This is a genomic window from Aeromonas sp. QDB18, assembly GCF_027705325.1.
GTDB lineage: Bacteria > Pseudomonadota > Gammaproteobacteria > Enterobacterales > Aeromonadaceae > Aeromonas > Aeromonas caviae.
Genome location: NZ_JAPDBQ010000055.1, coordinates 1 through 24,282, shown reverse-complemented (window position 1 = coordinate 24,282; position 24,282 = coordinate 1). Strand labels below are relative to the sequence as shown.

General features: G+C 60.4%; 20 protein-coding genes and 1 pseudogene. 11 read left to right on the top strand and 10 right to left on the bottom strand.

Annotated features, from left to right (window positions below):
- Positions 1-120: 120 nt before the first annotated feature.
- The 3 genes from OKC30_RS10445 to trhA form a co-directional block, all read right to left on the bottom strand.
- Positions 121-4,092: a retention module-containing protein gene (locus OKC30_RS10445; protein ID WP_202395099.1), complete on the bottom strand. Its 3,972-nt coding sequence runs from the start codon at positions 4,090-4,092 to the stop codon at positions 121-123.
- 222 nt (positions 4,093-4,314) lie between these two features.
- A complete protein-coding gene (locus OKC30_RS10440) occupies positions 4,315-5,976 on the bottom strand; it encodes a putative transporter (protein ID WP_010675535.1) in 1,662 nt (553 codons plus the stop codon).
- 121 nt (positions 5,977-6,097) lie between these two features.
- Complete coding sequence (gene trhA / locus OKC30_RS10435; RefSeq protein ID WP_039041319.1) at positions 6,098-6,730, bottom strand: PAQR family membrane homeostasis protein TrhA; 633 nt, start codon at positions 6,728-6,730, stop codon at positions 6,098-6,100.
- A 191-nt stretch (positions 6,731-6,921) separates the two neighbouring features.
- Between trhA and OKC30_RS10430 the strand changes: the two genes are divergently transcribed.
- From OKC30_RS10430 to OKC30_RS10420, 3 genes are all read left to right on the top strand, one after another.
- Positions 6,922-8,427 (top strand): aminotransferase class V-fold PLP-dependent enzyme, encoded by a 1,506-nt coding sequence (locus OKC30_RS10430; protein WP_043156041.1) that lies wholly within the window; start codon positions 6,922-6,924, stop codon positions 8,425-8,427.
- 105 nt (positions 8,428-8,532) lie between these two features.
- Complete coding sequence (locus OKC30_RS10425) at positions 8,533-9,084, top strand: septation protein A (protein WP_160837822.1); 552 nt, start codon at positions 8,533-8,535, stop codon at positions 9,082-9,084.
- Between the two features lie 24 nt (positions 9,085-9,108).
- A complete protein-coding gene (locus tag OKC30_RS10420; protein WP_010675539.1) occupies positions 9,109-9,405 on the top strand; it encodes a YciI family protein in 297 nt (98 codons plus the stop codon).
- 284 nt (positions 9,406-9,689) lie between these two features.
- On the opposite strand, the gene cysQ is transcribed toward OKC30_RS10420, so the two are convergent.
- A complete protein-coding gene (gene cysQ / locus OKC30_RS10415; protein WP_039041322.1) occupies positions 9,690-10,460 on the bottom strand; it encodes a 3'(2'),5'-bisphosphate nucleotidase CysQ in 771 nt (256 codons plus the stop codon).
- 164 nt (positions 10,461-10,624) lie between these two features.
- Between cysQ and OKC30_RS10410 the strand changes: the two genes are divergently transcribed.
- From OKC30_RS10410 to OKC30_RS10400, 3 genes are all read left to right on the top strand, one after another.
- Positions 10,625-10,942, top strand: coding sequence for a ComEA family DNA-binding protein (locus OKC30_RS10410; RefSeq protein ID WP_160837824.1), 318 nt, complete (start codon positions 10,625-10,627; stop codon positions 10,940-10,942).
- 94 nt (positions 10,943-11,036) lie between these two features.
- A complete protein-coding gene (galU, locus tag OKC30_RS10405) occupies positions 11,037-11,948 on the top strand; it encodes a UTP--glucose-1-phosphate uridylyltransferase GalU (RefSeq protein ID WP_010675542.1) in 912 nt (303 codons plus the stop codon).
- A 213-nt stretch (positions 11,949-12,161) separates the two neighbouring features.
- On the top strand, positions 12,162-13,559 hold the full coding sequence (locus OKC30_RS10400) for a peptide MFS transporter (protein WP_041212400.1): 1,398 nt from the start codon (positions 12,162-12,164) through the stop codon (positions 13,557-13,559).
- Between the two features lie 70 nt (positions 13,560-13,629).
- Here OKC30_RS10400 and OKC30_RS10395 read toward each other — a convergent pair whose 3' ends face one another.
- Complete coding sequence (locus OKC30_RS10395) at positions 13,630-14,601, bottom strand: response regulator (protein ID WP_160837825.1); 972 nt, start codon at positions 14,599-14,601, stop codon at positions 13,630-13,632.
- 275 nt (positions 14,602-14,876) lie between these two features.
- Here OKC30_RS10395 and OKC30_RS10390 point away from each other — a divergent pair, with 275 nt between their 5' ends.
- The 3 genes from OKC30_RS10390 to OKC30_RS10380 all read left to right on the top strand — a co-directional run bounded on the left by OKC30_RS10390 (position 14,877) and on the right by OKC30_RS10380 (position 17,241).
- Positions 14,877-15,551, top strand: coding sequence for a DnaT-like ssDNA-binding domain-containing protein (locus OKC30_RS10390; protein ID WP_039041329.1), 675 nt, complete (start codon positions 14,877-14,879; stop codon positions 15,549-15,551).
- Positions 15,552-15,623: 72 nt separating this feature from the next.
- Positions 15,624-16,478 carry a DnaA ATPase domain-containing protein gene (locus tag OKC30_RS10385; protein WP_160837826.1) on the top strand — a complete coding sequence of 285 codons (855 nt, stop codon included), beginning with the start codon at positions 15,624-15,626 and terminating at the stop codon, positions 16,476-16,478.
- A 127-nt stretch (positions 16,479-16,605) separates the two neighbouring features.
- Positions 16,606-17,241, top strand: coding sequence for an SDR family oxidoreductase (locus tag OKC30_RS10380; RefSeq protein WP_160837828.1), 636 nt, complete (start codon positions 16,606-16,608; stop codon positions 17,239-17,241).
- A 56-nt stretch (positions 17,242-17,297) separates the two neighbouring features.
- Here OKC30_RS10380 and OKC30_RS10375 read toward each other — a convergent pair whose 3' ends face one another.
- From OKC30_RS10375 to OKC30_RS10360, 4 genes are all read right to left on the bottom strand, one after another.
- Entirely contained in the window at positions 17,298-18,491 is a 1,194-nt protein-coding gene (locus OKC30_RS10375) for an ABC transporter permease (protein ID WP_160837830.1), read from the bottom strand.
- The gene (locus OKC30_RS10370; RefSeq protein WP_160837832.1) at positions 18,488-19,624 is read right to left on the bottom strand and encodes an ABC transporter permease; all 1,137 of its coding nucleotides are present in this window, start codon (positions 19,622-19,624) and stop codon (positions 18,488-18,490) included. Before OKC30_RS10370 ends, OKC30_RS10375 begins: the two co-directional genes overlap by 4 nt.
- Positions 19,624-20,628 (bottom strand): HlyD family secretion protein, encoded by a 1,005-nt coding sequence (locus OKC30_RS10365; protein ID WP_080767988.1) that lies wholly within the window; start codon positions 20,626-20,628, stop codon positions 19,624-19,626. The genes OKC30_RS10370 and OKC30_RS10365 overlap by 1 nt, the downstream gene beginning before the upstream one ends.
- A 73-nt stretch (positions 20,629-20,701) precedes the next feature.
- Positions 20,702-22,108 (bottom strand): TolC family protein, encoded by a 1,407-nt coding sequence (locus OKC30_RS10360; protein ID WP_010675551.1) that lies wholly within the window; start codon positions 22,106-22,108, stop codon positions 20,702-20,704.
- A 290-nt stretch (positions 22,109-22,398) separates the two neighbouring features.
- On the opposite strand from OKC30_RS10360, the gene dusB reads away from it, so the two are divergent.
- Together dusB and fis are read left to right on the top strand one after the other, a co-directional pair.
- Complete coding sequence (dusB, locus tag OKC30_RS10355) at positions 22,399-23,364, top strand: tRNA dihydrouridine synthase DusB (RefSeq protein ID WP_010675552.1); 966 nt, start codon at positions 22,399-22,401, stop codon at positions 23,362-23,364.
- Between the two features lie 25 nt (positions 23,365-23,389).
- Positions 23,390-23,686, top strand: coding sequence for a DNA-binding transcriptional regulator Fis (fis, locus tag OKC30_RS10350; protein WP_005309538.1), 297 nt, complete (start codon positions 23,390-23,392; stop codon positions 23,684-23,686).
- Between the two features lie 82 nt (positions 23,687-23,768).
- Here fis and OKC30_RS10345 read toward each other — a convergent pair.
- Positions 23,769-24,206, bottom strand: a pseudogene (locus OKC30_RS10345) (LysE family translocator); the annotation flags it as partial.
- Positions 24,207-24,282 lie beyond the last annotated feature (76 nt).

Here is a 24,282-nt window from a genome sequence, read left to right as displayed (position 1 = left end):
GAGCCGGCTGGAATGACGACTATCGGGCTCAGTTATTCTTTGGTTAAAATATCAACAAAGTGTGCTCCCGCCCTGGGTAATGGACATGGGCTTATGCAACTGGAGCGAAATTAGGATCAGCTATTTAGCCGACCCGGCGAAACCGATCAGCGTCACGTTGACCACCCCATCGTGGCTGGCCAGCTGATTGGCCAACACTTTCAGTGCATTGATCGTCAATGTCATCCGATCTTGACCTGAACTGGGATTCTGACTCCCATTGAGGCCGTATTTCATACTGCCTGAGGTATCCACAATCAGCGCGACATTGTAATTCTTGCCAGGCTCGACCGACGTCTTGATGCCACCTATATCCCCCAGCAGCACATCATCGCCACCGCCGCCATCAACTGTGTTGTCACCATTCGGATTGGCCGGTTTGACCATGAAGCCGGCGTCTGCCTCGGTAAATTTCACTTCACCCGAAATAGGTTGACCATTCATGTCGAACTCTTGCGAGCCCGCTACAACGGTAACCTTGATATTCTGGCTACCGACCGGCAGTTCAACCTGCAGCGACAATTTGCCATCCTGATCCAGCATGCTGGCAGGCACCTTCCAACTGCCGTCAGCCTGCAGAGTACCACCGGAGAGCTCAGCCCCCTGCGGCAGTCCCTTGATGGTCAGCTCGGTAAAGCGCTCGCTACCGTCTGTGTCTATCAAGTCAGCATCTATCTTCAGGGTTGCAAGGTCAGCAACCTTGCTCAGCTGGCCACCGTCAAACTGGTACTTGCCGTCTTGCAGATAGAGGGTTTCGACGCTGTAGAAGTCATGGTTGGTCACCACCCCAGTGACAGGATCCGTATAGACGAGCCGGTAGTCACAGCTGTTGGGCAAACCGGTCGTGACCAGTTTCAGCGCCTTCATCGAGCCGGGCATGTAGGCAACATCCTGGCCGTCACCGCCGTAATAGGAAGTGGTTGCCTTCAGGCTTTGAGAGATAAGCGTATCGTTGCCCCCATCCCCCTGCAGCTTGACCGAGGACGTTTCATTCTTGCCACCGATCAGAATGTCATCTCCGTCACCACCAATCAGGTGCTCATTGACGCTGGCCCCACCGATAGCCTGGAAGCTTGTACCACTGCCGAACTTGATGGTGTCGTTGCCTGCTCCGCCATCTACCCAGTTGCCATTGCTGGAAACCAGATAATCATTCCCCCCGGTCGGGTTCGATGATGGATTTTTGCCTTGCAAGGAGTCCAGGATCTCTTCCACTTTCGCCGCACCCGGCGTCAAGCCGCCACTCACCAGCTCAATCTTGAGTGTCACGCCATCAACAACGGGCTTGATATCAATAACGAACTTGGCGCTGTCACTGGAATTGACACCATCGCTGACCTGGTAATCAAAGGCAGCATAATCGCCAAGCTTGTTGCCTGGAGCGCCGCCATTGTTGCCCGCAGCCGAGCTCGACTCATGAAGGTCAGGCAAGAACTGCAGCTTGCCTGCATCAATATCCCCCTTGCTGAATGTCAGCCCGCTATTCACCAGGGCCAGTGTCACTGTCTGCCATTTACCGTCAGCATCCTTGTACTGGAGCAAGCCATCGGCTGGCAGTGAGGTGATCTTGATCGACAGCTGAGCATCTGGTGTATCGGCATCGCTGGCCTTGAAATCGCTCCACTTCAGGGAAAGCGGCGTGTCTTCGGCGCCACTGGCGTAGCCGCCGGAAGTGACGGGAACGGCCAATACCAGCGCCGTATCGCTACCCGGCAGGGAGGTGTTGCCCGCCTTGTCGGTCTGGGTCGCGGTCACCGTCAACGATGTTCCATTGCCAGGTGTCGCCTCCGTCCAACTGATGGTGCCGTTCTGATAGCCGTAGCTCTTGCCATTGCTCGATTGCAGGGTGCCATCGGCTTTCAACGTCAGTTCAACCGTACTGCTGGCGACGCCATTGTTGATGATCAGCGTCACCTTGCCGCCTGCAACCAGATCAGCATGGCTGACCCCGGCATGCACCTGGATCTGATCGTTGCCGATCTCGGTTTTGGTCAGCATCTGGTCGTTGTTGACGTCATCCACGATGACCACGGACGGCGCAACGGTCGCAGTGGTGTCCACGCTGTAGCGTTCGCTGTCGAACTGGGTGGTGCTGTTGCCCGCCGCGTCGGTCACGGTGATCTCGGCCGTCACGCGGCTGCCGTCCACCAGTTTGTCGGCGGTGGTGCTGGTGCTAAAGCCCAGCTGGCCGTTGCCCAGCACGACGACCTGGGTGGTCAGCTTGCTGCCATCGCCCACGGTCAGGGTCACGGTGTCGCCCACCTTGGCGTCGCCGCTCACGGTACCACTCAGGGTCACGCTCGCCTTATCATCCGCTTCCGCTTTGTTTACGGTGTTGTCGCCCCCCACCACGATCGGGTCGAGGTCGATGCCCAGCTCCGGTGCCACGGTGTCCACGCTGTAGCGTTCGCTGTCGGACTGGGTGGTGCTGTTGCCCGCCGCGTCGGTGGTGGTCACCTTGGCGTCGATCACCTTGTCCCCATCGGCCACCAGGTCGCTACCCGGCACATTGATGCTGAAAGTCTTGTCGGCCAAGACCAGACCGGTGAAGGCCTTGCCATTGACGGTCAGGGTGACGGTGTCGCCCTCTTTCACGTCGCCACCCACGCGACCGGTCACGGCGATGTCCTGCTTGGACTCGGCCGCGTTGATCACGTCGTCAGGGGTGATGTTGCCATCCAGGGTGATGCTGGCATCCGGTGGCGTGGTGTCGAGCAAGGTGGTGTCGTCGGTGGCGCTGGCCGGGTTGCCCGCCGCGTCGGTAACACTGGCCACCACGGTCAGGTTGCCATCCGCCAGCCCGCTCAGATCGGCGCTGGTCTGGTAGTTGCCATCGGCATCGGTGACGGCAGTGACTGTCACGCTCTTACCGGTGGCATCGCTGATCACCAGGATCACGGTACGACCCGGGCCAACATCGGAGGTGCCGCTGATGGGCGTGTTGGCCACATTGGCCGCGTTCACGTCATCCAGGCTCACCGTGATGTTCGCCGTGGTGTCCACGCTACCATCGTCGCTCGACGTGCCTCTGTTGCCAGCAGGATCAGTCACGCTGGCCGTCACGTCATAGCCCCCATCCGGCAACGGTGTCACGACATCCGCGCTGTAACTGCCATCCGGTTGTACCGTGGCGGTCAGGGTCTGCTGATTGCCGTTGGCATCGGTCACCGTCAGGGTCACCGTGCTGCCGGGGGCGGCGTCCGTGGTACCCGTGATGGTCGGAGTGTTGTCATTGGTATTGTCCGGTGCATTCACCGTCACGATCGGAGCCGTAGTGTCCACGCTGCCATCATCGGTCGCGGTGCCGGTATTGCCGGCCGGATCGGTCACGGAAGCCGTCACCTGATAGCCCCCTTCGGCCAGCGGTGTGGTGACATCCACGCTAAAGCTGCCATCCGGTTGTACCGTAGCGGTCAGGGTCTGCTGATTGCCATTGGCATCGGTCACCACCAGGGTCACCGTGCTGCCAGCGGGGGCATCCGTGGTACCGGTCAGGGTCGGCGTCCGATCGTTGGTGTTGTCGGGGGCAGAGACGGTGATGACGGGAGCGGTGAGGTCGACCAACTCATCTTCGCTGCTTTGCGCATCCACCAGCGGCGCCGCGCCAGCCGGGTTCGCGCTGTCAAAGCCTGCGCTGGAGATGGTTGCATCACCGGTACGATCGATGGTGACGAAACCGCCGTTGCCGCTGGCACCAGCCACGCCCCCCGCATTGCCTGCGGCCGGGGCTCCACCCGCCGCCGACGCTTCGAATGCCTTGGTGGGGTCGGTTCCGTCCAGAATCGCTTGCAGCAAGGCGGCGATGTCATCGGGTGTCCCCGCGTTCGCCAGCACGGCGTCACCCTGTTCGGGGCGCTCGCCGGAACCCAGGGTGAACGTGGTCTCTCCTCCCCGGAAGCTGGCCCCTTCGGGCGCAAGCAATACCGCATCCTTGGGCAGTACATCGCCTTCTGCAACGAGTCTCTGGCTCCCGTCGGCGGCGACCAGATACATTTTGCCTTGCAAGTGGGTAACGACGACATCCTGATCCAATACGATGCGCTGATTGCTCATGGTTTCTCCTGAAATATCGAAGGGCATATTGCTCCAGCCTCCAATGTGCCCGTTTATCAGGCCATAAACCAGTGAGAAAAATCGAATGAACAGACCGAAATGAAGCCGGGTTTCGGGGTGAAAACGAAGGGACGCCGAAGATGAATAAAATTAATTAAATCAATAGCATCAATTGTGACAAAACGAAGACGGGAGCCTCATCGGCTCCCGTCTCGTGAGGTGTCAGACACCGGCCCAGAGCAGGATGGCCAACAGTTGGGGCGAGATGATCCGCAGGAACATCACCAGGGGGTAGACGGTCGCGTAAGAGAGTGCGCTGGCACCACTGGTGGGGTGCATGCCGTTGGCAAATGCCAGAGCGGGAGGATCCGTCATCGAGCCGGCCAGCAGCCCGCACAGCGTGAGGTAGTTGAGCTTGCCATAATGGCGTGCCAGCACACCCACCAGCAGCAGCGGGATGAGGGTGATTGCCACACCGTACATCATCCATGCGGGACCGTCGCCGTTGATCAGGGTGTCGATGAAGCCGGCCCCGGACTTGAACCCCACCACCGCCAGGAAGAGCACTATGCCTATTTCCCGCAGCGCCAGGTTGGCGCTCGGCGGCATGAACCAGTAGAGCTTGCCGATGCTGCCGATACGAGACAGGATGAGCGCCACCACCAGCGGTCCCCCTGCCAGCCCCAGCTTGAGCGCCGCCGGGAATCCCGGCAGGTAGAAGGGAATGGATCCGAGCAATACCCCCAACCCGATGCCGATGAAGACGGGCAGCATCTGCACCTGCTGCAGTTTCTGCTGCACGTTGCCCACCACGCTGGTGACCGCCTCGATGGCATCGAGCCGCCCCACCAGGTTCAGGATGTCACCGAACTGCAGACTGGTCTGACTGGTTGGCACCAGCTCGATGCCGGCCCGATTCAGGCGCGAGATGACCACATCGTATTTCTGCTTGATGTCGAGATCGCGGATCCGCTTGCCGAGCACCTGCTCATTGGTGACCACCACCCGCTCGACACGCAGATCGGTCCCGCGGGTGGAGAGGGAGGTGTCTACCTCCTCTCCAAGCACCAGCAGCACCTTGTGCAGGGCATGACGCTCCCCCACCAGGTGCAGCAGGTCGCCAAGTTCGATGCGCGAGTCGGGCTTTGGCACCATCAGTTCGTCGCCACGCTTGAGTCGGGAGCAGATGACGTCCGCCTCGTCCAGACTCGGGATCTCGCGGAGCATCAGGCCGTGCATGTTGGGATTGCGCACGGCAATGTTGATGGTTTGCAGACTCTCCTTGGTCTTGCCAGCCTGCTGCTCGAAAGCGACCGCCTCCTCCTCGATCTTGATGTGGAAGAACATACGAATGAGCCACATGGTGAGCAGGATGCCGCAGATCCCGAACGGGTAGGCCACCGCATAGCCCATCCCCATCAGACCGGTGGATCCAGGATCCGCCCCGAGCTCCGCTAGGATCTGCTGGCCAGCCCCCAGGGACGGGGTATTGGTCACTGCCCCGGAAAAGACCCCGAGGATCACCGGCAGCGGTACATCGAACAGCTGGTGCAACGCTGCCGCCACCAGGCAGCCGAGCAGAACCAGCAGGGCCGCGAAGCCATTGAGCTTGAGGCCCGAACTGCGCAAGGAGGAGAAGAAGCCGGGACCGACCTGGATGCCTATGGTGTAGACGAACAGGATCAGGCCGAATTCCTGAATAAAATGAAGTGTTTGCTCATCCAGCTTCAAGCCGGACAAGCCGGCGAAGTGGCCCACTATGATGCCGCCGAACAGCACCCCGCCGATACCCAAACCCACGCCATAGACTCGCCAGTTTCCCAGCCAGAGCCCCAGCACTGCCACCAGCGACAGCATGCTGATGGAAAGCGCGATCTCACTCATCGTTTGCATCCTTTCCAAACTGAACTGGCACTAGCTTGTCAGCAAACGAAGGGGGCAACTGTGGGGTGCCGCACGAATTCAGGCTTTCATGAGCACAAAAATACCAATTAAGGGTTAGCCATCAGATATAGCCATAAATGGCCATGAAGTGGCACAGACTGCCCCCCAGCACAAACAGGTGCCAGATGGCGTGGTTGTAGGGAATGCGCTTGGCCACATAGAAGATCACTCCCAGGCTGTAGATGAGACCACCCAGCCCCAGCAGCAGGAGCCCGGTACCATCCAGATGCAGATAGAGCTGGTAGATGACCACCAGCGACAGCCAGCCCAGCATCAGATAGGTAAATAGCGACACCTTCTTGAAACGATTGATGAAGATCAGCTTGAACACGACCCCCGCCAGGGCCAGCCCCCAGATCACCACCATCAGTCCTTGCGCCAGCGGCGTATCGAGCGCCACCAGCAGGAAGGGGGTATAAGTGCCGGCGATCAGCAGATAGATGGCGCAGTGATCGAACAGCTTGCTCCAGCGTCTGGCAGCCACCGAGCTCACGCTGTGATAGAGCGTCGAGGCGAGATAGAGCAATACCAGGCTGGCACCGTAGACGCCGTAGCTCAGCAGTACCCTGGGCCCCTGATCCCACCCCTTGTGCAGCAGCAAGACCAGTCCCAGTCCGCCCAGCAGCAGCCCCAGCCCATGGCTGAGGCGATTCGCCCACTCTTCCCGTGGGGAGTACCCCGTCACATCCATCATTACCTCCAACCCATTACCGGCCCACTCTAGCGGCCGATGTTTCAGGCTACAAGCGTTAGCTGAAAATAAAGACGCGAGGAGAGGGAGGGCCAGAGATGGCTGTGCCCCCCGCCCCTTTGGTGTATGCTCTGCCGCCGACGCCGCCCATGCGGATGGCCGCGTCTGCCCGACAATCTGGTCTGGAGAACCCGATGAAGCTCACTGAACTGTTTACACAACCGGATCCTGATTTCGGCAAGGCCATGACGGCCCTGCTGGAGCATTTCCATCATTCCGACGACAGTCAGGCCCCCTATCAGCGGGGCAGCTTCACCCACCAGCTCGATCAGTCGTGCATGCCCGCCATCGGCATCTCTCCCCGGGACTATCTGGCACGGCTCACCACCCTGGTACCCGGGGCATCGCACCTCACCTCTCCCCGCTACATGGGACACATGACGGCGCCGCTGCCAGCCTTCACCGCCGAGCTCTCCCGGCTCTTGGTGATGCTCAACCAGAACCCGATGAAGATGGAGTCCTCCCGTTTGCTGAGCTTTCTGGAGCGGGAAGTGCTGGCCAAGCTGCACCGTCTGGTCTACCGCGAGGACGACGCCTTCTATGCAGCCCAGATGCATGCCAAGGATGCAGCCCTCGGCGTCATGACCAGTGGCGGTACCATCGCCAACGTCACCGCCCTCTGGCTGGCTCGCAACCGGGCCTGTGGCGACAACCTGTTCGCCCTCGCCGAGCAGGGCTATCGCGGCGCCGTCATTCTGGGCTCGCGGCTGATGCACTACTCCTTCGACAAGGGGATGGATCTGCTGGGACTCGGGGCTCGCAGCGTCTGGCGTCTCGACACAGACGAGCACAATCGGCTCAGTCTGGCGGCACTGGAACAGGCCCTTCAACAATGCAGGGAGCAGAAGCTCAAGGTGCTGGCGCTGGTCGGCGTGGCTGGCAGCACGGATTTTGGCTCCGTCGACCCGCTGCCGGAACTGGCCGCCATCGCCCGGCGCGAGCAAATCCACTTCCACGTGGACGCGGCCTGGGGTGGCCCGACCCTCTTCTCGCCCCGCTATCAGGGATTGCTTACGGGGATAGAGCACGCCGATACCGTCACCCTTGACGGTCACAAGCAGTTGCTGGTCCCGCTCGGTACCGGCATGCTGCTCTGCCGCCAACCGGACCTGATGATGACGGTGAAGCGCGAGGCTCCCTACGCCATCCGCGCCACCTCCTTCGATCAGGGGCGTTTCACTCTGGAGGGGACCCGTCCCGCCAACGCGCTCTATCTGGATGCCGCCTTCCAGATGCTGGGGCAGCAGGGTTATGCCCAACTCATCGACGCCAACTACGACAGGGCGCGGCGAATGGCCGCGCTCATCGACGCCAGCCCCGCCTTCGAGCTGATGTCGGCACCTGTCATGAACCTGCTCTCCTACCGGTGCATTCCGCCCCACCTGCAAGGTCAGGTGCCCGATGTGGCGGCCAACGAACAGATCAATCTCTTCAACGTCGCCCTGCAAAAAGCCCAGCGCGCCGAAGGGCACAGCTTCGTCTCACGCACCCAGCGCGCAGTCTCCCGCTATGGCGAGCAACCGCTCACGCTGCTACGCGCCGTCCTGCTCAACCCCCTCATCGAGGAAGCAGACATACGCGCATTGCTGGACGATCAGGTGCGCCTTGGCAACCAGATTGCCAGCCAGCTGTTCGAGTAACCCGCAGCCCCGGGAAGGAACTGCCTGCAGAATGGACGGTCTTATTCATTTGCCGTTGTCTGACGGGCAGGTACACTGAGTGAAATTTTGAGGTTAGAGCCCAGCATGAAGCAGTTTATCGAGTTCATCCCCCTGATCGTCTTCTTCGCGGTCTACAAGTTTTACGACATCTACACCGCCACTGGCGCCCTGGTGGTCGTCACTGGCCTGCAACTCCTGTACAGCTGGCTTCGCTATCGCCGGGTCGAGAAGATGCAGTTGTTCACCTTCGTGCTGGTCGGTTTCTTCGGCGGCCTCACCGTCTTCTTCCACGACGATGCCTTTATCAAGTGGAAGGTGACCGTCATCAACGTACTCTTTGCCCTCGCCCTGCTCATCGGCCGCTATGGCTTTGGCAAGAACCTCATCAAGCAGATGCTGGCCAAGGAGCTCCAAGCCACCGACCGGGTCTGGGACAACGTCAATCTCGGCTGGGTCGGCTTCTTCACCCTGTGCGGCCTGCTCAACCTCTACGTGGCCTTCAACCTCTCCCAGGAGATGTGGGTCAACTTCAAGGTGTTCGGCCTGCTGGGCATGACCCTGGTCTTCACCCTGCTCAGCGGCGTCTATCTCTATCGCCACATGCCGGCCGAGCAGAACGCAGAACAGAAAAAATAACCGCAACCAGAAAGGGATTGTTCCATGTGGTATCTGATCTACTCCGAAGATGTCGCGGGCAGCCTGCCCCAGCGCAAGCTGGCACGCCCTGCCCACCTGGCCCGCCTGCAAGCCTTGCAGGATGAGGGCCGCCTGCTGACGGCCGGCCCCAACCCGGCCATCGATGCCGAGGATCCGGCCGATGCGGGCTTCACCGGCAGCACCGTCATCGCCGACTTTGCCAGCCAGGCCGACGCCCAGGCCTGGGCCGATGCGGACCCCTATGTCGCGGCGGGGGTCTACGCCAGGGTGACCATCAAACCGTTCAAGAAAGTCTTCTGAGCCCATCGAGGCTGACAAGAAAAAGGCCCGGGACACTGTCCGCAATGCTGTTCACTTAAGAGAATTTGAGTTCCAGTCCACGTAGTATCAGGGCTAAAAAATGAGGGAGGCATGATGCCTCCCTCTTTCTATTGCAAGCCACGCTGGATAAAGGCTGAAGGAACATCGACTGGAAACAGCCTTGCTCCCCCAACTCAAGTCGCATTTATGAATAATTAGTCAAAAATGTGCTTATCTGAACAGCATTGCGGACACTGTCCGGCCTTTTTGCATCCGATGGTGACTCATGCCCTGGCCACAAACCAGGGATTGAGGATATCGGGCTTGTTGTAGCAAAGCGGCGAACCATCGAGCTGGGTGACGCTGCCCCCCGCCCCTTCCAGTACCGCCTGAGCAGCCCCCGTATCCCACTCGCAGGTCGGTGCGAGCCGCGGGTAAAGCTCGGCCTCCCCCTCGGCAATGATGCAAAACTTGAGAGAGCTGCCCATGGAAACCAGCTCGATCTCGCCCCGCTCCAGTTCGCCAAAACGGGCCAGATACTCGAGGGTTTCCTGCGACAGGTGATTGCGACTGCCCACCACGCGCCACACTTGCCCTGCGTCATGAGGGCGGGTCTGGATGGTCTCGTGCCTGCCATCAGCCACACGCCAGGCGCCAATCCCCTTGCCCCCATACCAGAGCTTGTCCAGTACCGGGGCATAGACCAGCCCCCAGCGCGGGGTCCCCTGTTCAATCAGGGCGATATTCACCGTGAACTCGCCGTTGCGGGAGACAAACTCCTTGGTGCCATCCAAAGGATCCACCAGCCAGTAACGGGACCAGCCGAGTCGCGCAGCCATCACCTCGGGGGAGGACTCTTCCGACAACACCGGGATATCGGGAGTGAGACGGGCCAGCGCCTGAACGATCACCTCGTGGGCCCCCTTGTCCGCAGCCGTCAGCGGGCTCTCGTCCTGCTTGTACTCCACCGCAAAGGGCTGGCTGTAGATGGACATGATGGCCTCACCGGCGGCGCGGGCGATGGGCTCCAGTTCGGAAATGGCGGGTAGATACATGGAAAAGAGTTCTCGCTCAAAGGGTTGGTCAGTGTAACCGAGTGAGTATCTTCGGCTTATAGCCGTTTGCACTGACTTATACAGTGTCAAAACTGACAGACAAAAAGTGGCGCAACACAGCTAATGATAAATGTGATACTAACGCCACATAAGGACATGACGATATGAACAAGAAGACCCTGATCGCCGCACTGCTGCTGGGCTGCCTCCCCCTGTTGAGCCAACCTCTGCTGGCCGCCGACAAGGCGGCGACCAAGCCTGTGGCCACCACCCAAGTCAAGGAAAGCGGCAAGATCAATCTCAATACCGCCAGTGTCGGCGAGCTCACCGCCCTGAAGGGCATTGGCGAGAAGAAGGCACAGGCCATCATCGACCACAGGGAGAAGCAGGGCAAGTTCACCTCCGTCGATCAACTGGCGGACGTCAGTGGCATCGGACCTGCCACGCTGGAAGCAAACCGGGACATGATTATCGTCAAGTAACCGGTTTGAATCCCTATAATCCCGAGGGCAGCCTGTGGCTGCCCTATTTTTCTTCGGGTATCATGAGCCCACTTTGTATCTTCGGACTCACTCCATGAAAAAGACACCGCTCGTTGTTCGCAAGGCCGTTCTCCCCGTTGCCGGTCTGGGTACCCGCATGCTGCCCGCCACCAAGGCCATCCCCAAGGAGATGCTGCCCGTGGTCGACAAGCCGCTGATCCAGTATGTGGTGCGCGAAGCCATCGCCGCCGGCATCAAGGAGATCATCCTGGTGACCCATTCAAGCAAGAACTCCATCGAGAACCACTTCGACAAGAGCTTCGAGCTGGAGGCGACCCTGGAGAAGCGGGTCAAGCGCCAACTGCTGGAAGAGGTTCAGCACATCTGTCCCAAAGACGTCACCATCATGCACGTGCGTCAAGGGGAAGCAAAAGGCCTGGGTCATGCAGTACTGTGTGCCCGCCCCCTCATCGGGGATCAACCCTTCGCCGTGCTGCTGCCGGATGTGCTCATCGACGAGGTGGCCAGCGATCTGAAGCAGGACAACCTGGCGGAGATGGTGCATCTGTTCGAAGAGGAGCAGATCAGCCAGATCATGGTGGAAGCCGTCCCCGAGAGCGAAGTGGACAAATACGGCATCGCCGACATCAAGGGGGAGGCCCTGAGCGAAGGCATGTCCCTGCCGATGCAGGCCATCGTCGAGAAGCCGCCCCGGGATGAAGCCCCGTCGAACCTGGCCGTGGTCGGTCGCTATGTGCTCTCGGCCAATATCTGGCCCTTGCTGGAAAAAACCCCGGCCGGCGCCGGCGACGAGATCCAGCTGACCGATGCCATCGCCATGCTGATGGAAAAGGAGCAGGTCAATGCCTACTTCATGAAGGGACGTAGCCACGATTGCGGCAGCAAGCTCGGTTACATGAAGGCCAATGTGGAATACGCCGTGCGCCATCGGGAACTCAGCAAAGAATTCACCAGCTGGCTGAAGCAGTTTGCCAAAGAGCTGTAATCTCTGAATATTTACAAGATAAGCAGAATAAAAAACTGGGCATCATTCGATGCCCTTTTTCATTTTATAAACAAATATTCAACCATTGATAGATAAAATATCACTAAATCATAATATTGTAATTTAAAGTCGCTTGTTCTATAAGGATTAAGGCTTGTTCCTAGCCCTTGCATAAAATTTCTAAAAAAATATAAGACACAGGTGGAAGTTCCAATGAATAACCCGTCCAAAGGGACCTTTTTAGGTCACCCTAAAGGGCTTTTTTTGCTCTTTAGTACCGAACTGTGGGAGAGATTCTCCTATTATGGCATGCGTGCCGTGCTCGTCCTCTATCTGACCGACCTGACCGCCAACGGTGGCATGGGCTGGACCCAGGCCGACGCCCTCAAGCTGTACGGCATCTATACCGGTCTGGTCTACATCACCCCCATCATCGGCGGCTGGCTCGCAGATACCTTCCTGGGCCAGCGCCGTGCCATCCTGTTCGGTGCCGTGCTGATGGCCGCCGGCCAGTTTACCCTGGCACTGCCTCACGCCATGTTCCCTGACATGGTCAACACCGTCTTCTATGCCGGCCTTGGCTTGCTGATCGTGGGCAACGGCCTGTTCAAACCGAACATCTCCACCATGGTGGGCGACCTGTATAAAGAAGGGGATCACCGTCGTGACGGCGCCTTCACCATCTTCTACATGGGCATCAACCTGGGCTCCCTGCTGGCCGGCGTGATCTGCGGCGCCGCCGCCACCGCCTATGGCTGGCAAGCCGCCTTCGTCAGCGCCGGTATCGGCATGCTGCTCTCCCTGGTCGTGCAGGCCACCATGGCCCAGCGTTTCCTTGGCGACATCGGCCGTGTGCCCGCTGCCCAGCGTGCCGCCCTGCAACGCTCCAAGGAGCAAAAAGCGCCCCTGACCAAACAGGAAGTGGATCGCATCAAGGTGATCCTGGTACTGGGCCTGTTCACCATCATCTTCTGGGCCGGCTTCGAGCAGGCCGGTGGTCTGATGAACTTGTATGCCCAGGAGTATACCGACCGCATGATCGGCAGCTTCGAAGTGCCGACAGCCTGGTTCCAGTCCCTGAACCCCTTCTTCATCATCACCCTGGCCCCTGTCGTGGCCGCCATCTGGATCAAGCTCGGCAAGAAAGAGCCGAACTCCCCGGTGAAATTCGCCATGGGCCTGCTGTTCCTGGCCGTCGGCTTCCTGTTCATGATCGGTGCCGTGCTGGAGCAAGGTGGTGATCAGGCTGTCAAGACCTCCATGTTCTGGCTGGTCGGTGCCTACCTGTTCCATACCCTGGGCGAGCTCTGCCTCTCTCCCATCGGTCTCTCCATGGTGACCAAGCTGGCTCCGCTGCGCCTGGCCTCCCTGATGATGGGTGCCTGGTTCGGTTTCGTGGCCCTGGCCAACTATGCCGCCGGCTTCATCGGCTCCTTCGTCGGCGAGTCCGGTGCCATGGCCATCTTCGGTGGCATCGCACTGGCCGCCGTGATCAGCGCCCTCATCCTGCTGACCATGGCCAACCGCCTGGTCTACTGGATGCACGGTGCCGAAGGCCCGGCCAAAGAGCCCGAAGAACAAGAGCAGAAACTGCAGTCCGCGACCGTTTGACCGGTCAGGACAGCAGAGACCAAACAGGGCGCCCATGGGCGCCCTGTTTGCATGTGTTCACTTCACGGCGTCAGTGGTGACGAACCTGCATCGTCAGGGCGCTGCCGCTGTCACTGCGAAACTGCAGATCAAAGGGCTCGTGCCAGCTTCGCCTGTGCAACGTGTAGCGACTGCTGCGCATCAAGCCGAGCGGCAACCCCCCTGCACGCATCAACCAGTGAGGTGAGGTGAGCCCGGCATTTGCAAAAAGCAGCCCATCCTCCTGATCGAACAGCAGGGCCGCCATGGCAAAGGAGTGACGCAGGCCCGACTCCATCAGTTGCAGATTGAGGTAATCCAGCAATCGGTGTGGCTGGGTCAACAGCAGGCTCTCTTGTTGCTGGTATTGGCGATAGGGGCCGTTCATCAGGGATCGCACCAAGGCACCACAGAAAGCCGCATCCACACCGAGGATGGGCAATTCCATCACCAGTACCAGCAGCTTGTCGTCCAGTTTGAAGGTATCCGGGATGAAGAGATTGCCCATGCCGGCAAAGGTGACCTGCCAGGGCCCCCACTCCTGCATGCCAGGGGGGGCCAACCAGGCGAGCAGCCGGCTGCTCGCCAGATCGTGGCCACGGAAGAAGTCGATGTGTTCCATCAGCTCCAGTTGCTGGCTCTGATGCCCGAGGTTTGTCAGGCATTGCTCGATGCTGCGGCGGATCTGCTCATAGTCATTCACCGGTTTGATGAAGAAGTCCCTGGCCCCCGCCCGCAGCGCACGCTCGATCGCAGCCATCTGATCCTGACCGGAGATTACGATGACGGGCACCTGTGGATAGCGGGCGGTGAGGCAGGCAATCACCTCATGGCCATCCATGTTCGGCATGTTCAGATCACACAACACCACATCGGGGTGATAGAGCGCTGCGGCAGAGAGCCCCTCAATCCCGTCTTCTGCCTGAAAGACGCAGGCCCCGTCGTGCTCGAGATAAGATACCAATGAGTGGCGAAAAACCGCTTCGTCTTCTACCACCAAGATCCGTAGTCCGGCTTTTGACATCTTGACAAAGCTCTTATTAGTCAAATGGTTATTTGAGCATTAAGACTAGATCATGGGCGCTGGATACCGCCACACAATATTGTCGAGCAGCGAGCCGGGCTGGCCTTGGTATCTGCCAAGCGTTTGAAATGGTCCGACTATTTTGATCGCCCCCTTGCGCAGAGATGGTCGGCAACCGTCGCCCGGCAGCCGTTATCTCGCAGGTCGGCACCATGAATTGTATGAGGCACCGCCATGAGGGATAATGCCCTCCACTCCAGATCGTGAAGCAGACCATGACGCCAGCCGAATACAGCGCCCTCGCCCATCCCAGACTCTCCCATCCGGCCCGCAGCCTCTATACCCTGCAACTGCGCCGCTTGGTGCTGGAAAATCGGCTGGCCCGACTCAACTATCCCGAGCTTGGCCGGGCACTGGCTGTCGTCGATCCGGGCAATCCCGGTGGTTTCAGCTATCAGGTCAACGCTCGCCAGCTGACCGAACTGCTCGACGAGCTGATGGAGGCCGAACTGCTTCAGGTCGAGGCCCAGGCTGACAGTGAGCACTACCACCAGTGCCCTTTCCAGTTGCCGTTGCTGAGCCAGCGGGTGCGCAGCCCTCTGCCGGCACGCCCGTTCCAGATGCACCTGCAGTGGCGTCCGGACGAAGAACTGCCTGCTCTCGCACGCCTGTGCGGGGTGATCGATGCCAGCTACAGCGAAGAGGATCTCGGGGAGTTCATCGCCTACTGGCTCGGCCGCCCCGAGGTGTTCGACTCCCAGCACCAGTGGATGTTGAAATTTATTCGGGCCCTCAAGAGTCGGCGCTACGCCCGCCGCCCGGCGACCGTGGTCACCGGGTACCAGCAGGTCGCGCCAGCCCCGGTAGAGGCTGGCCCGAGCCGCCGGGCGCAAGAGATGATCGATGAGGCCAAACGGCTGGCACAAGCTCAGGAGCCGGAGAATGATTGATACCAGGCGGCCACGAAGTGCACTATTGACCCCCTGCCCATCCAGCCACAGCCCTAGCAAAAGGAGAATTCCATGACAGATCCGCACGACCCGATGCGCCAGGCACTGGAAGAGATCGAGGCCAAACGCCAGAAAATCGTCAAGGCGAGACAGGAGCAACGGGCTCATGATCCCGAGCTCAAGCGTCACGTCAGCAGCCTGCAGGAACGTATTCTCCGACTGCGGGCCGCAACCGGCGGCAGCCAGTACGACTACGAAACCCTGCGCAAGGAGTACGACGCCAAGGCCAATGCCGAAGTGCGCGAGTTGCAGAAGGCCGCCCGCCAGGAGCGGATCCAGAAGCTGATCGCCCAGGCCGACCTCAATCCGGACTGGATCTTCGACAAGATGGATTCCGGTGACCCGGCCCTGCAATACCCCATCGAGACAGCCCGCTACTTCATCAGCGGTTTCGAGCACTGGGAGAAGAGCGGCGGGGGCTGCATGCTGATCTACGGCGATTACGGTACCGGCAAATCCACCCTGGCGGGCGCCGTGGCCCACGAGTTGATCGCGCGCCACCAGAAGTCGGTGATCTTCCAGCAGTGGGCCTCCATCGTGGACAGGCTCTTCTTCAACGTCATCCAGGATCAGGAGGAGCGCAACCAGTACCGCCGCGCCCTGGAAGAGGTGGACCTGCTGATCATCGACGAGGTGGCGGCCAACCGCGCCAAGATGGCCGAGAGTCAGTCCAGCTTCCTCGGCCACCTGCTGCGCCGTCGTCGCAACCTGTCCAAAAGCGTCATCATCATCACCAACCACAGCCCCCAGAGCCTGCATCAGGCCATCGGTGATTTCAGCTATGAGGCGATCAAGGCGTTCAATCCGGTGGACATCCACCTGAGCGGACCCAGCCGCCGTCCCAGCATCGGCCATTACAACGGTTGATCCCGTCGGGCCGGCGTCCCTGATGTCCGGCCCTTCATATCCCCTGCACCTCACAAATAAAAACCACTCTCATTTACAGAGAGCCATCCAGGCTCTAGGCTTGCTCTTTTGTTCGAGAGGGCCTGTCATGCCAACCACACTCATCTTCGGTGCCAGTCGAGGACTGGGCCGCGCCTTCACCGACTACGCACTGCAACTGGGCCACAGGGTCGTTGCCCTGGTGCGCCATGCCGACATGGCCAGCGAGCTGCATACCCTGGGAGTCGAGGTCGTCATCGGAGATGCCCTGGACCCCCTGGCCGTGACCCAGGCTTGCCGCTTGGCGGGCAGGGATGCTCGGGTAGTCTCCACCCTCGGCAGCTTTCGCCAGAGTGCACCGGTGGATTATCAGGGCAACCGCCATGTGATCGACGAGATGGAGCGCGCCGGGCTCAGCCGCCTGCTGCTGGTCACCTCCCTCGGCTGTGGCGACAGCTGGCAATACCTGCCCGAACGGGCTCGCGCCGCCTTCGGACACGAGGTACGTCTCAAGAGCCTGGCGGAAAGCTGGCTGCAGACAAGCACCCTTGAGTGGACCATTTTACGCCCCGCAGGGTTGCAGGATGGGGAGCCCACGGGTCAGACCATCCTGAGCCAGGGGCAGGAGAGGCATGGCCTGGTCAGGCGCCAGGATGTGGCGATACGGGGTTTGCAACTGCTCACCGACCAGGAGGCGTGCGGCCAGATCTATGCCATCGGCGATTCGGGTCTGAATCAGCCATGATCCCTGTGAATGGCAACACGGTCAGCCCAGTGGCTGACCGTGTTGTTGCAAGGCGCCTAGTCGGTGGAGGACGCTGTCGTCCCATCATCCGGCCGCATTGCAGGGCACGGTTGACGCCAGCGGAGAAACCAGCACGCCAGAGCGCCATACAGCAGCGCCAGTCCCCACAACTGCCACCAGTAGCGGGAGACCTGGGCAAAGTCGGCGCCCATCTGATTGAGGCGCAGGAATCCCTCGATGGCCGGCGTGCTCGGGGCCCACTGGGCCAGCCAGTTGAGGGGAGCCGGGATGAGCTCAAGGGGCCAGATAAAGCCGGCCAGGAAGACCAGCGGCAAAGAGGAGACAAGCACCACCTGGGTCGGCAGATCACGGCGGGTGAACAGGGCGCCGAGCACGATCCCGAGCCAGGTGGTGGCCAGCAGGAACGGCAGGGTAAAGAGCCAGAGTTCGCCGGGTACAGCGGTGCGGGCAATACCGTAGTGATCGAAGCAGAAGCCGAAGAAGTAGGTCACCGGAAGGACGAAAAGAGCCCCCACCACCAGGGTGCGGGCCAGCAACAAGGCCGGCACGGGGGCATGTTGCCAGTAGCCTGACTCGCCACGGCGGCTGCGCTGGTTCTGGGTCGCCCCCAGGATGCCGGTCCCCATCAGCAACACCTGATGCAGGATCAGCACGAATACCGCAGGCACCACGTAGTTCACATAGCCCATGGTGGGGTTGAATACCGGCAGCACATTGAGGGCCACCGCGTTCCAGCCCATGGCGGCCTGGGGCAGCGCCTCGCCCTGGCTCAGCAGCCTGGCCACCTTCACCTGGGCGGCGAGCGTGCCCCCCGCCTGGGCCAGCCCTTCGGCAATGGTGCCATAGACCAGGAAGTAGGAGGCATCCCCGGCATAACCCAGGGTCACGCTCCTGCCCAGCATCAGATCCCGATAGAAGTGGCGGGGAATGTGCAAGATGCCGCTCGCCTTGCCGGTCAGCATCATCTGGCGGGCCTCGTCGAGCGAACCGGCACGGGCCACCAGTTTCACCTGCGCCGTGGCATCGGCCATAAACTCCAGCTGGCGGGAGAGCTGGCTGCCATCCTCGTTGACCACCACCACGGGCTCTTCCCTGGGCAATTGGTGCAGGTAGGGTTGGGGGTAGAGGAAGGAGTAGAAGAAGACGCCGCCAAACAGGGTCAGCATGATGGCGCGATCCGCCAAGAGGGTGCGCAGCTCAAGGCGCACCAGATCCCAGAATCCCATCATGGCCTGGACTCCTCATGGGGCAGGGCCGCGCCCGACGGCGTCCGGTAGCGGTGTACCACCAGCAACAGGGGCAGCAAAAACAGCAGCAGAGCCCCGAGCTGGGGCAGGGCCGCCGTCAACGGTTGACCATAATTGGTTTGCCCGATCTGCAGCTCCACATAGTGGGAGATGGGCAGCAGGCTGCGCCAGAACTGGGCTACATCCCCCATGGCGCTGACCGGAAAGGTGACCCCCATGAAGGCAAATCCCGGCGCCGTGTAGGCGCCGGCCAGAGAGAGCGCCCGCGCCGGATCCCGGATGATGGCGTAGAAGAAGGCCCCCATGGTGACGCAAGCGGCCGACGCCAGTCCCAGCCCCGCCGTCAGCACCAGCCAACTGCCTTGCATGGGGTACCCAAGCCCCTTGAACAGCAGCAGACTCCACGCCAGACCCCACCCCCAGCCGATGAGCACGTGGGGCAGCAGGGTACGCCAGAGGCCGAACCAGACCCCTCTGGTGGTCCAGTCCAACCCGAGGCGATCGGTGCGGGCCAGGGCGTTCAGGCCATAGAGCACCACCAGGATCTGCCACACCGCAGGTAGCAGGGCGCTCAGCAGAAACTGGGCGTAGCTGGAATTGATGTTGTAGAGCGCGGTAACCTGGCTCGCAATGGGTACGGATTGTCCCAGGGCACCGGGCAGCGTCTTGCCGTCGGCCATGGCCTCCAACACCCCTACCTGGCCATTGAGAGTTCCCACCACCTGGGCCAGTGCGGAGTTGACCAGCTTGGCAATCAGGATGAACTGGCCATTGTTGAACACGGTCACCCTGGGTTGGGACCCCTCGCGGGCATCCCGCTCCAGGTGATGAGGGATCACCACCAGGGCATAGATGTCCCCCCCTCGCAGTGCCCTGGCCCCCTCGTCAATGGCGTCAAACTGCTGCGCTATCTTGAGCCCGGCGGAGCCATCGAGAGAGAACGCCAGTTGCCGGGAGAGGGTGCTGCGATCCAGATCCACCAGACCGACCTTGAGATCCCGCGCCAGGCCGGCTGAAAAGATCCAGCACAGGATCCCTATCAGCAGAAAGGGGACCCAGCTCGCCAGCGCCCGGCCGAACGGGTCCTGCCAGAGCAACCGCCATTCGCGCCCCATCAGAGCTCGACCAGCACGCTCATGCCGACCCGCAGCCCGTCAACCGGCTGCAAGGGGCGCGCTTCCACCTGGAAGCTTTTCATGTCGAACCCCTGGCGGGTGTCGGTGGCACGCCAGGTGGCGAAATCCCCCATCACGGCCACATGGGTCACCTTGAAGCGCACCAGCTGATCCCCCAGGCCGGGAATACGGGCATCAAACTCGGTACCGACCGGAAACCTTGGCAGGAGGTCCTCACGGACATGGAACTGGGCCCAGGCATCCTTCATGTCGAGCAAGGTCACCACGGGGAAGCCCTGGGGAGCCAGCTCGCCGCTGCGCAGCAGCACCTGGGCAACTTCCCCCTCGTGTGGGCTGGCGATGCGGGTATCGGCCAGATAGGCTTCCACTTCCGCCACGCCGCCAGCCGCCATCTTGGCCTGCTCGCGGGCCGCGATCTTGGTCTCTTCCCGCGCCCCTTCCAGCGCCATCTGGTATTGCTGCCAGGCCATGCCCTCGCTGTACTTCGCCGCCTGCCAGGCCGTCCAGGCCTCGTCACGCTTTTGCAGCGACATCACGCCATCCCGATGCAGGCTGGCAATGCGCTCGTAGGTTTTGCCATGAAGCAGGGCTGCCGCCTTGGCCTGTTGCCACTGATCCTTGGCGGCCGCGATCTGCTGCACTCGCGCCCCCTTCTCGGCCTCTTCGGCCATGGCGCCAGCCGCGGCCTGCCCGGCCTTGGCCTGACTCAGCTTGGCCTCGATCTCCGGGCTCGCCAGAGTGAACGCCAGTTGGCCCCTGGCCAGTTGATCCCCCTTCTTCACCAGCACCTCGTCGATGCGGCCCGCCACCTTGGAAGAGACCGAATACTGCTGCGCCTCTATCTGCCCCTGCAGACGCACCGGCTCCGGCTGATAGGCCAGCCAGAAGCGCCAGCCCAGCCAGAGCACAAGCAATACCAACGCCAGTGGCAGCAGCCAGGGCTTGCCCTGGCTCATCTTCTTCTTGATGGGGGGATGACTCATGAATTCACCTCGGCAAACGGGCGACCCTTGACGGTCGAAACGGACATGAATAACGGAATGGAGGAGAGCGCGATCATGAGTTCACCTCGATCGCCTGGCCATGCTGATACTGGTTGAAACTGTTCATCTGACCGGAGAGTGCCAACAGGCGGGCCAGGGAGATCACGTATTGATAGGCGGCGGCGGCGCGCTGGGTCTTGACCCCGGCAAGTTGGGTCTGGGCATCGACCACATCAAGGGAAGTGGAGAGCCCCTGACCGAATGCCTTGTCACGCAACCGCACGTTCTCCTCGGCCAGCGCCTGGGTCGAGGAGAGAGAGTGATACTCCTCCAGTCCCTGGGCAGCCTCGCGCCAGGTCTTCTCGACCAGCAGCTCCAGATCCTGGCGGGTCTTGGCTTGCAGCAGGTTGACCTGGAGTTCGGCGCTCTTGGCTGCCTGGACCGTCTCGGAGCGGCCATCACGACTCACCAGCGGCATGCTGACCCCGACACCAACCAGCCAGTCCGGTGTGGTCTTGGAGACGATGGAATCATCTTCATAGAGGTTGTAGTTGCCGAACAGGAAGAGCTCGGGGGCGTATTTGCCCTTCTCCAGCTTGATCATCCCCTGAGCCTGCTCCTTCTTGGCCGTCAACAGCTTGAGACCGGGATGCACCGACAGGGTCTCCTCCACAAAGGGAGACAAGGCTGGCATCCCTTCGTTGATGAAGAGGGCGGTATTGGGCTCAGCCTGCTTGAGCTTGAGCATGTGGCCGAGCGCTAGCTGGGCGATCTCCAGGCTGCGCCTGGCCTTCTGGGTATCGATACGTGCCCTGTCATAGGCAGACTGGGCCGAAAGGCGCTCTACCTTGGCGATCTGCCCCTGGGCTTCGAGCTTCTTGGCATGATCCAGATGGTGTGCCAGTCCCTGCTCGATCTCCTGCTTGGTCTGCACCACCTGCGCCGCCAGCACCACCCCGAAGTAGGTCTGGGAGAGGCTCTCGAAGGTGGACTGCTGTTTGAGCACCAGCAACTGCTCAGCCTCGCTCACCTGGGCCTGACGAATATCCTGGGCCGCATCGATGCGCCCGCCGGTAAAGAGCGGCCATAACATCTTGACCGAACTGGTCACCACGTTCTGCTTGGTGAGGGGGGTGACGAAATCGCTCGGGCTGAGGTTGAGTGCCTGCATCACGGGCCCCAGCACCTTGCCGAATTCCGGATGATTGGCGATGGGGTTGAGATCCAGCATGTCCAGCTCCATCGGCTGATCAAGATGGGTATAGCTGGCCCCCACATCCACCTTGGGCAGGTACATGGCCTTGGCCGCCTCCCGCAGTTGCTGGGCCCTCTCCACCCCGGCCTGCTCTGCCGCCAAGCCGTCATCCTGCTGGATGACCCGACTCCAGGCCTCGGTAAAGCTGACCGTCTGCGCCTGGGCCGACCCCAGCACGACACCCAGCAGGCATGGGCAGAGCGATTTGATGAACTTTGCCGTCATACATCCCCGATCCGTTTGTAATAAAATTGTGTAGAGCCTTTGCTCAATTCAGGCCCGCTATCATAGCCTAAACCGACTTGAGAGGGAGACTCACAAATCACCATCCCCCTCACTCGCGCCCCCCTGACCATGGTCACAGACAATATGTCCGATTTTCAAGCACTCCTGAATTTGCAAGCCTTGGCGCGACGTTTTTTTCAGAAAAAAATGGCTGACGCTCAAATACTAACCTTTTCTCCTGACTAAAAAATGCGTAATATACGCCGCCCTAAGCCGATGGTAACCGTGGAATGCAGATAGGTCCCCACACGCTTGAAACTCCCCTGATCGTGGCCCCCATGGCCGGTGTAACAGACCGACCATTTCGTGAACTTTGTTTACGTTTGGGAGCCGGTATGGCCGTTTCCGAGATGCTGCTGGCCAACCCGGATGTCTGGGATACCCAGAAAACCCGGATGAGAATGGATCACTCTGCTGAAGGCGGCTTGCGATCGGTCCAGATTGCCGGTGCCGACCCCGAGATGATGGCGTTTGCTGCCCGCTACAACGTGGAGCAGGGCGCTCAGATCGTCGACATCAACATGGGGTGTCCGGCAAAAAAAGTGAATAAGAAGCTGGCAGGTTCCGCCCTGCTGCGTCAGCCAGACCTGGTCAGATCCATCTGCCGGGCCGTGGTGGATGCGGTGGAAGTACCTGTCACCTTGAAGATCCGCACAGGATGGGATCCGGATAACCGCAATGGCGAGGAGATCGCCCGAATCGCCGAAGATTGCGGTATCGCGGCCCTTGCCGTGCATGGTCGTACCCGTGCCTGCCTCTACAAGGGCGAAGCGGAGTACGACACTATCAGGGCGATTAAGCAGGCCGTATCGATTCCTGTTGTCGCCAATGGCGACATCGATAGCCCGGAGAAAGCCCGGTATGTCCTCGACTATACCGGTGTTGACGCCGTGATGATCGGCCGTGCTGCGCAAGGACGACCCTGGATTTTCCGGGAAATCCGCCATTTTCTTGAAACGGGCACCAAGCTGCCGCCTCCCGACAGGGAAGAGGTTCGCACCCTGATGAACGAGCATGTCACCAATCTGCACCAGTTTTACGGTGCCTATCTGGGAGCGCGCATTGCCCGTAAACACGTGGGCTGGTATCTGGATGAAGAAGAGGCGGGCCGAGAATTCCGTAAGCACTTCAATGCCCTGGATTGTGCAGACGCACAACTCGAGGCACTCGAAGCGTATTTCGATGGATTAGGTTAACGCATAACTAAAGAGCCGACCGAATATGTTCGAACAAACCCTGACTTCTGATGCATTGGTAACAACTACTCACAATCACGCTGCCGAGCCGACCCAACGCCCCCTGCGTGACTCTGTGCAACAGGCCCTGCGTAACTACCTGGCCCAGTTGAACGGTCAGGAAGTGATTGATCTGTACGATATGGTTCTCTCCGAAGTCGAAGCTCCCATGCTGGACGTGATCATGCAGTACACCCGTGGCAACCAGACTCGCGCCGCCGTGATGATGGGCATCAACCGCGGCACCCTGCGCAAGAAACTCAAGCGTTACGGCATGAACTGATCCCTGTCATTCTGCTGCAGTGCAGACGAAGGCGTATCCCAGCGATGGGATACGCCTTTTTCTATGCCCGGTGTTTACCTGCTCACTCCACCGCCAGCTTGATACCAAGCCCCACGAACAGCCCCCCCATCACACGATTCAGCCAGGTGGCCACCCGGGTGTGTAGTCGCACCTTGCGGCTTGCAAACGCGGTGGAAAACGCCAGCAGATGGCACCAGATCATGCCGTTGAAATTGAAGATGCAGCCCAGCACGATGAATGCCAGTGCTTTTTGCGGCGCATCTGGCGCGATGAACTGGGGTACAAAGGCGAGGAAGAACAGGGCAACCTTGGGGTTGAGGACATTGGTGAGCAACCCCTGCCGAAAGATGCGCCCATAAGAGAGCGCAGGCAGCGCCACAGCCCCATCCACAGACGTTGAAGTGCCACTCCTCTGCCAGAGCATGGACACGCCGAGATAGACCAGATAGAGCGCCCCCATCAGCTTGATGACGGCAAACAGCTCGGCAGAGGCACTCATGCGTATTCCGGCGAAGTTGAACAGCCATTCCGGCCAACGTGAACACCCTGATCCTTAACGCGCTCACGTCACCCCG

Bases quoted from the DNA above. Each gene is read 5' to 3' on its own strand.
- OKC30_RS10445 (WP_202395099.1), bottom strand. From the start codon at position 4,092: ATGAGCAATCAGCGCATCGTATTGGATCAGGATGTCGTCGTTACCCAC.
- OKC30_RS10440 (WP_010675535.1), bottom strand. From the start codon at position 5,976: ATGAGTGAGATCGCGCTTTCCATCAGCATGCTGTCGCTGGTGGCAGTG.
- trhA (WP_039041319.1), bottom strand. From the start codon at position 6,730: ATGATGGATGTGACGGGGTACTCCCCACGGGAAGAGTGGGCGAATCGC.
- OKC30_RS10430 (WP_043156041.1), top strand. From the start codon at position 6,922: ATGAAGCTCACTGAACTGTTTACACAACCGGATCCTGATTTCGGCAAG.
- OKC30_RS10425 (WP_160837822.1), top strand. From the start codon at position 8,533: ATGAAGCAGTTTATCGAGTTCATCCCCCTGATCGTCTTCTTCGCGGTC.
- OKC30_RS10420 (WP_010675539.1), top strand. From the start codon at position 9,109: ATGTGGTATCTGATCTACTCCGAAGATGTCGCGGGCAGCCTGCCCCAG.
- cysQ (WP_039041322.1), bottom strand. From the start codon at position 10,460: ATGTATCTACCCGCCATTTCCGAACTGGAGCCCATCGCCCGCGCCGCC.
- OKC30_RS10410 (WP_160837824.1), top strand. From the start codon at position 10,625: ATGAACAAGAAGACCCTGATCGCCGCACTGCTGCTGGGCTGCCTCCCC.
- galU (WP_010675542.1), top strand. From the start codon at position 11,037: ATGAAAAAGACACCGCTCGTTGTTCGCAAGGCCGTTCTCCCCGTTGCC.
- OKC30_RS10400 (WP_041212400.1), top strand. From the start codon at position 12,162: ATGAATAACCCGTCCAAAGGGACCTTTTTAGGTCACCCTAAAGGGCTT.
- OKC30_RS10395 (WP_160837825.1), bottom strand. From the start codon at position 14,601: ATGTCAAAAGCCGGACTACGGATCTTGGTGGTAGAAGACGAAGCGGTT.
- OKC30_RS10390 (WP_039041329.1), top strand. From the start codon at position 14,877: ATGACGCCAGCCGAATACAGCGCCCTCGCCCATCCCAGACTCTCCCAT.
- OKC30_RS10385 (WP_160837826.1), top strand. From the start codon at position 15,624: ATGACAGATCCGCACGACCCGATGCGCCAGGCACTGGAAGAGATCGAG.
- OKC30_RS10380 (WP_160837828.1), top strand. From the start codon at position 16,606: ATGCCAACCACACTCATCTTCGGTGCCAGTCGAGGACTGGGCCGCGCC.
- OKC30_RS10375 (WP_160837830.1), bottom strand. From the start codon at position 18,491: ATGATGGGATTCTGGGATCTGGTGCGCCTTGAGCTGCGCACCCTCTTG.
- OKC30_RS10370 (WP_160837832.1), bottom strand. From the start codon at position 19,624: ATGGGGCGCGAATGGCGGTTGCTCTGGCAGGACCCGTTCGGCCGGGCG.
- OKC30_RS10365 (WP_080767988.1), bottom strand. From the start codon at position 20,628: ATGAGTCATCCCCCCATCAAGAAGAAGATGAGCCAGGGCAAGCCCTGG.
- OKC30_RS10360 (WP_010675551.1), bottom strand. From the start codon at position 22,108: ATGACGGCAAAGTTCATCAAATCGCTCTGCCCATGCCTGCTGGGTGTC.
- dusB (WP_010675552.1), top strand. From the start codon at position 22,399: ATGCAGATAGGTCCCCACACGCTTGAAACTCCCCTGATCGTGGCCCCC.
- fis (WP_005309538.1), top strand. From the start codon at position 23,390: ATGTTCGAACAAACCCTGACTTCTGATGCATTGGTAACAACTACTCAC.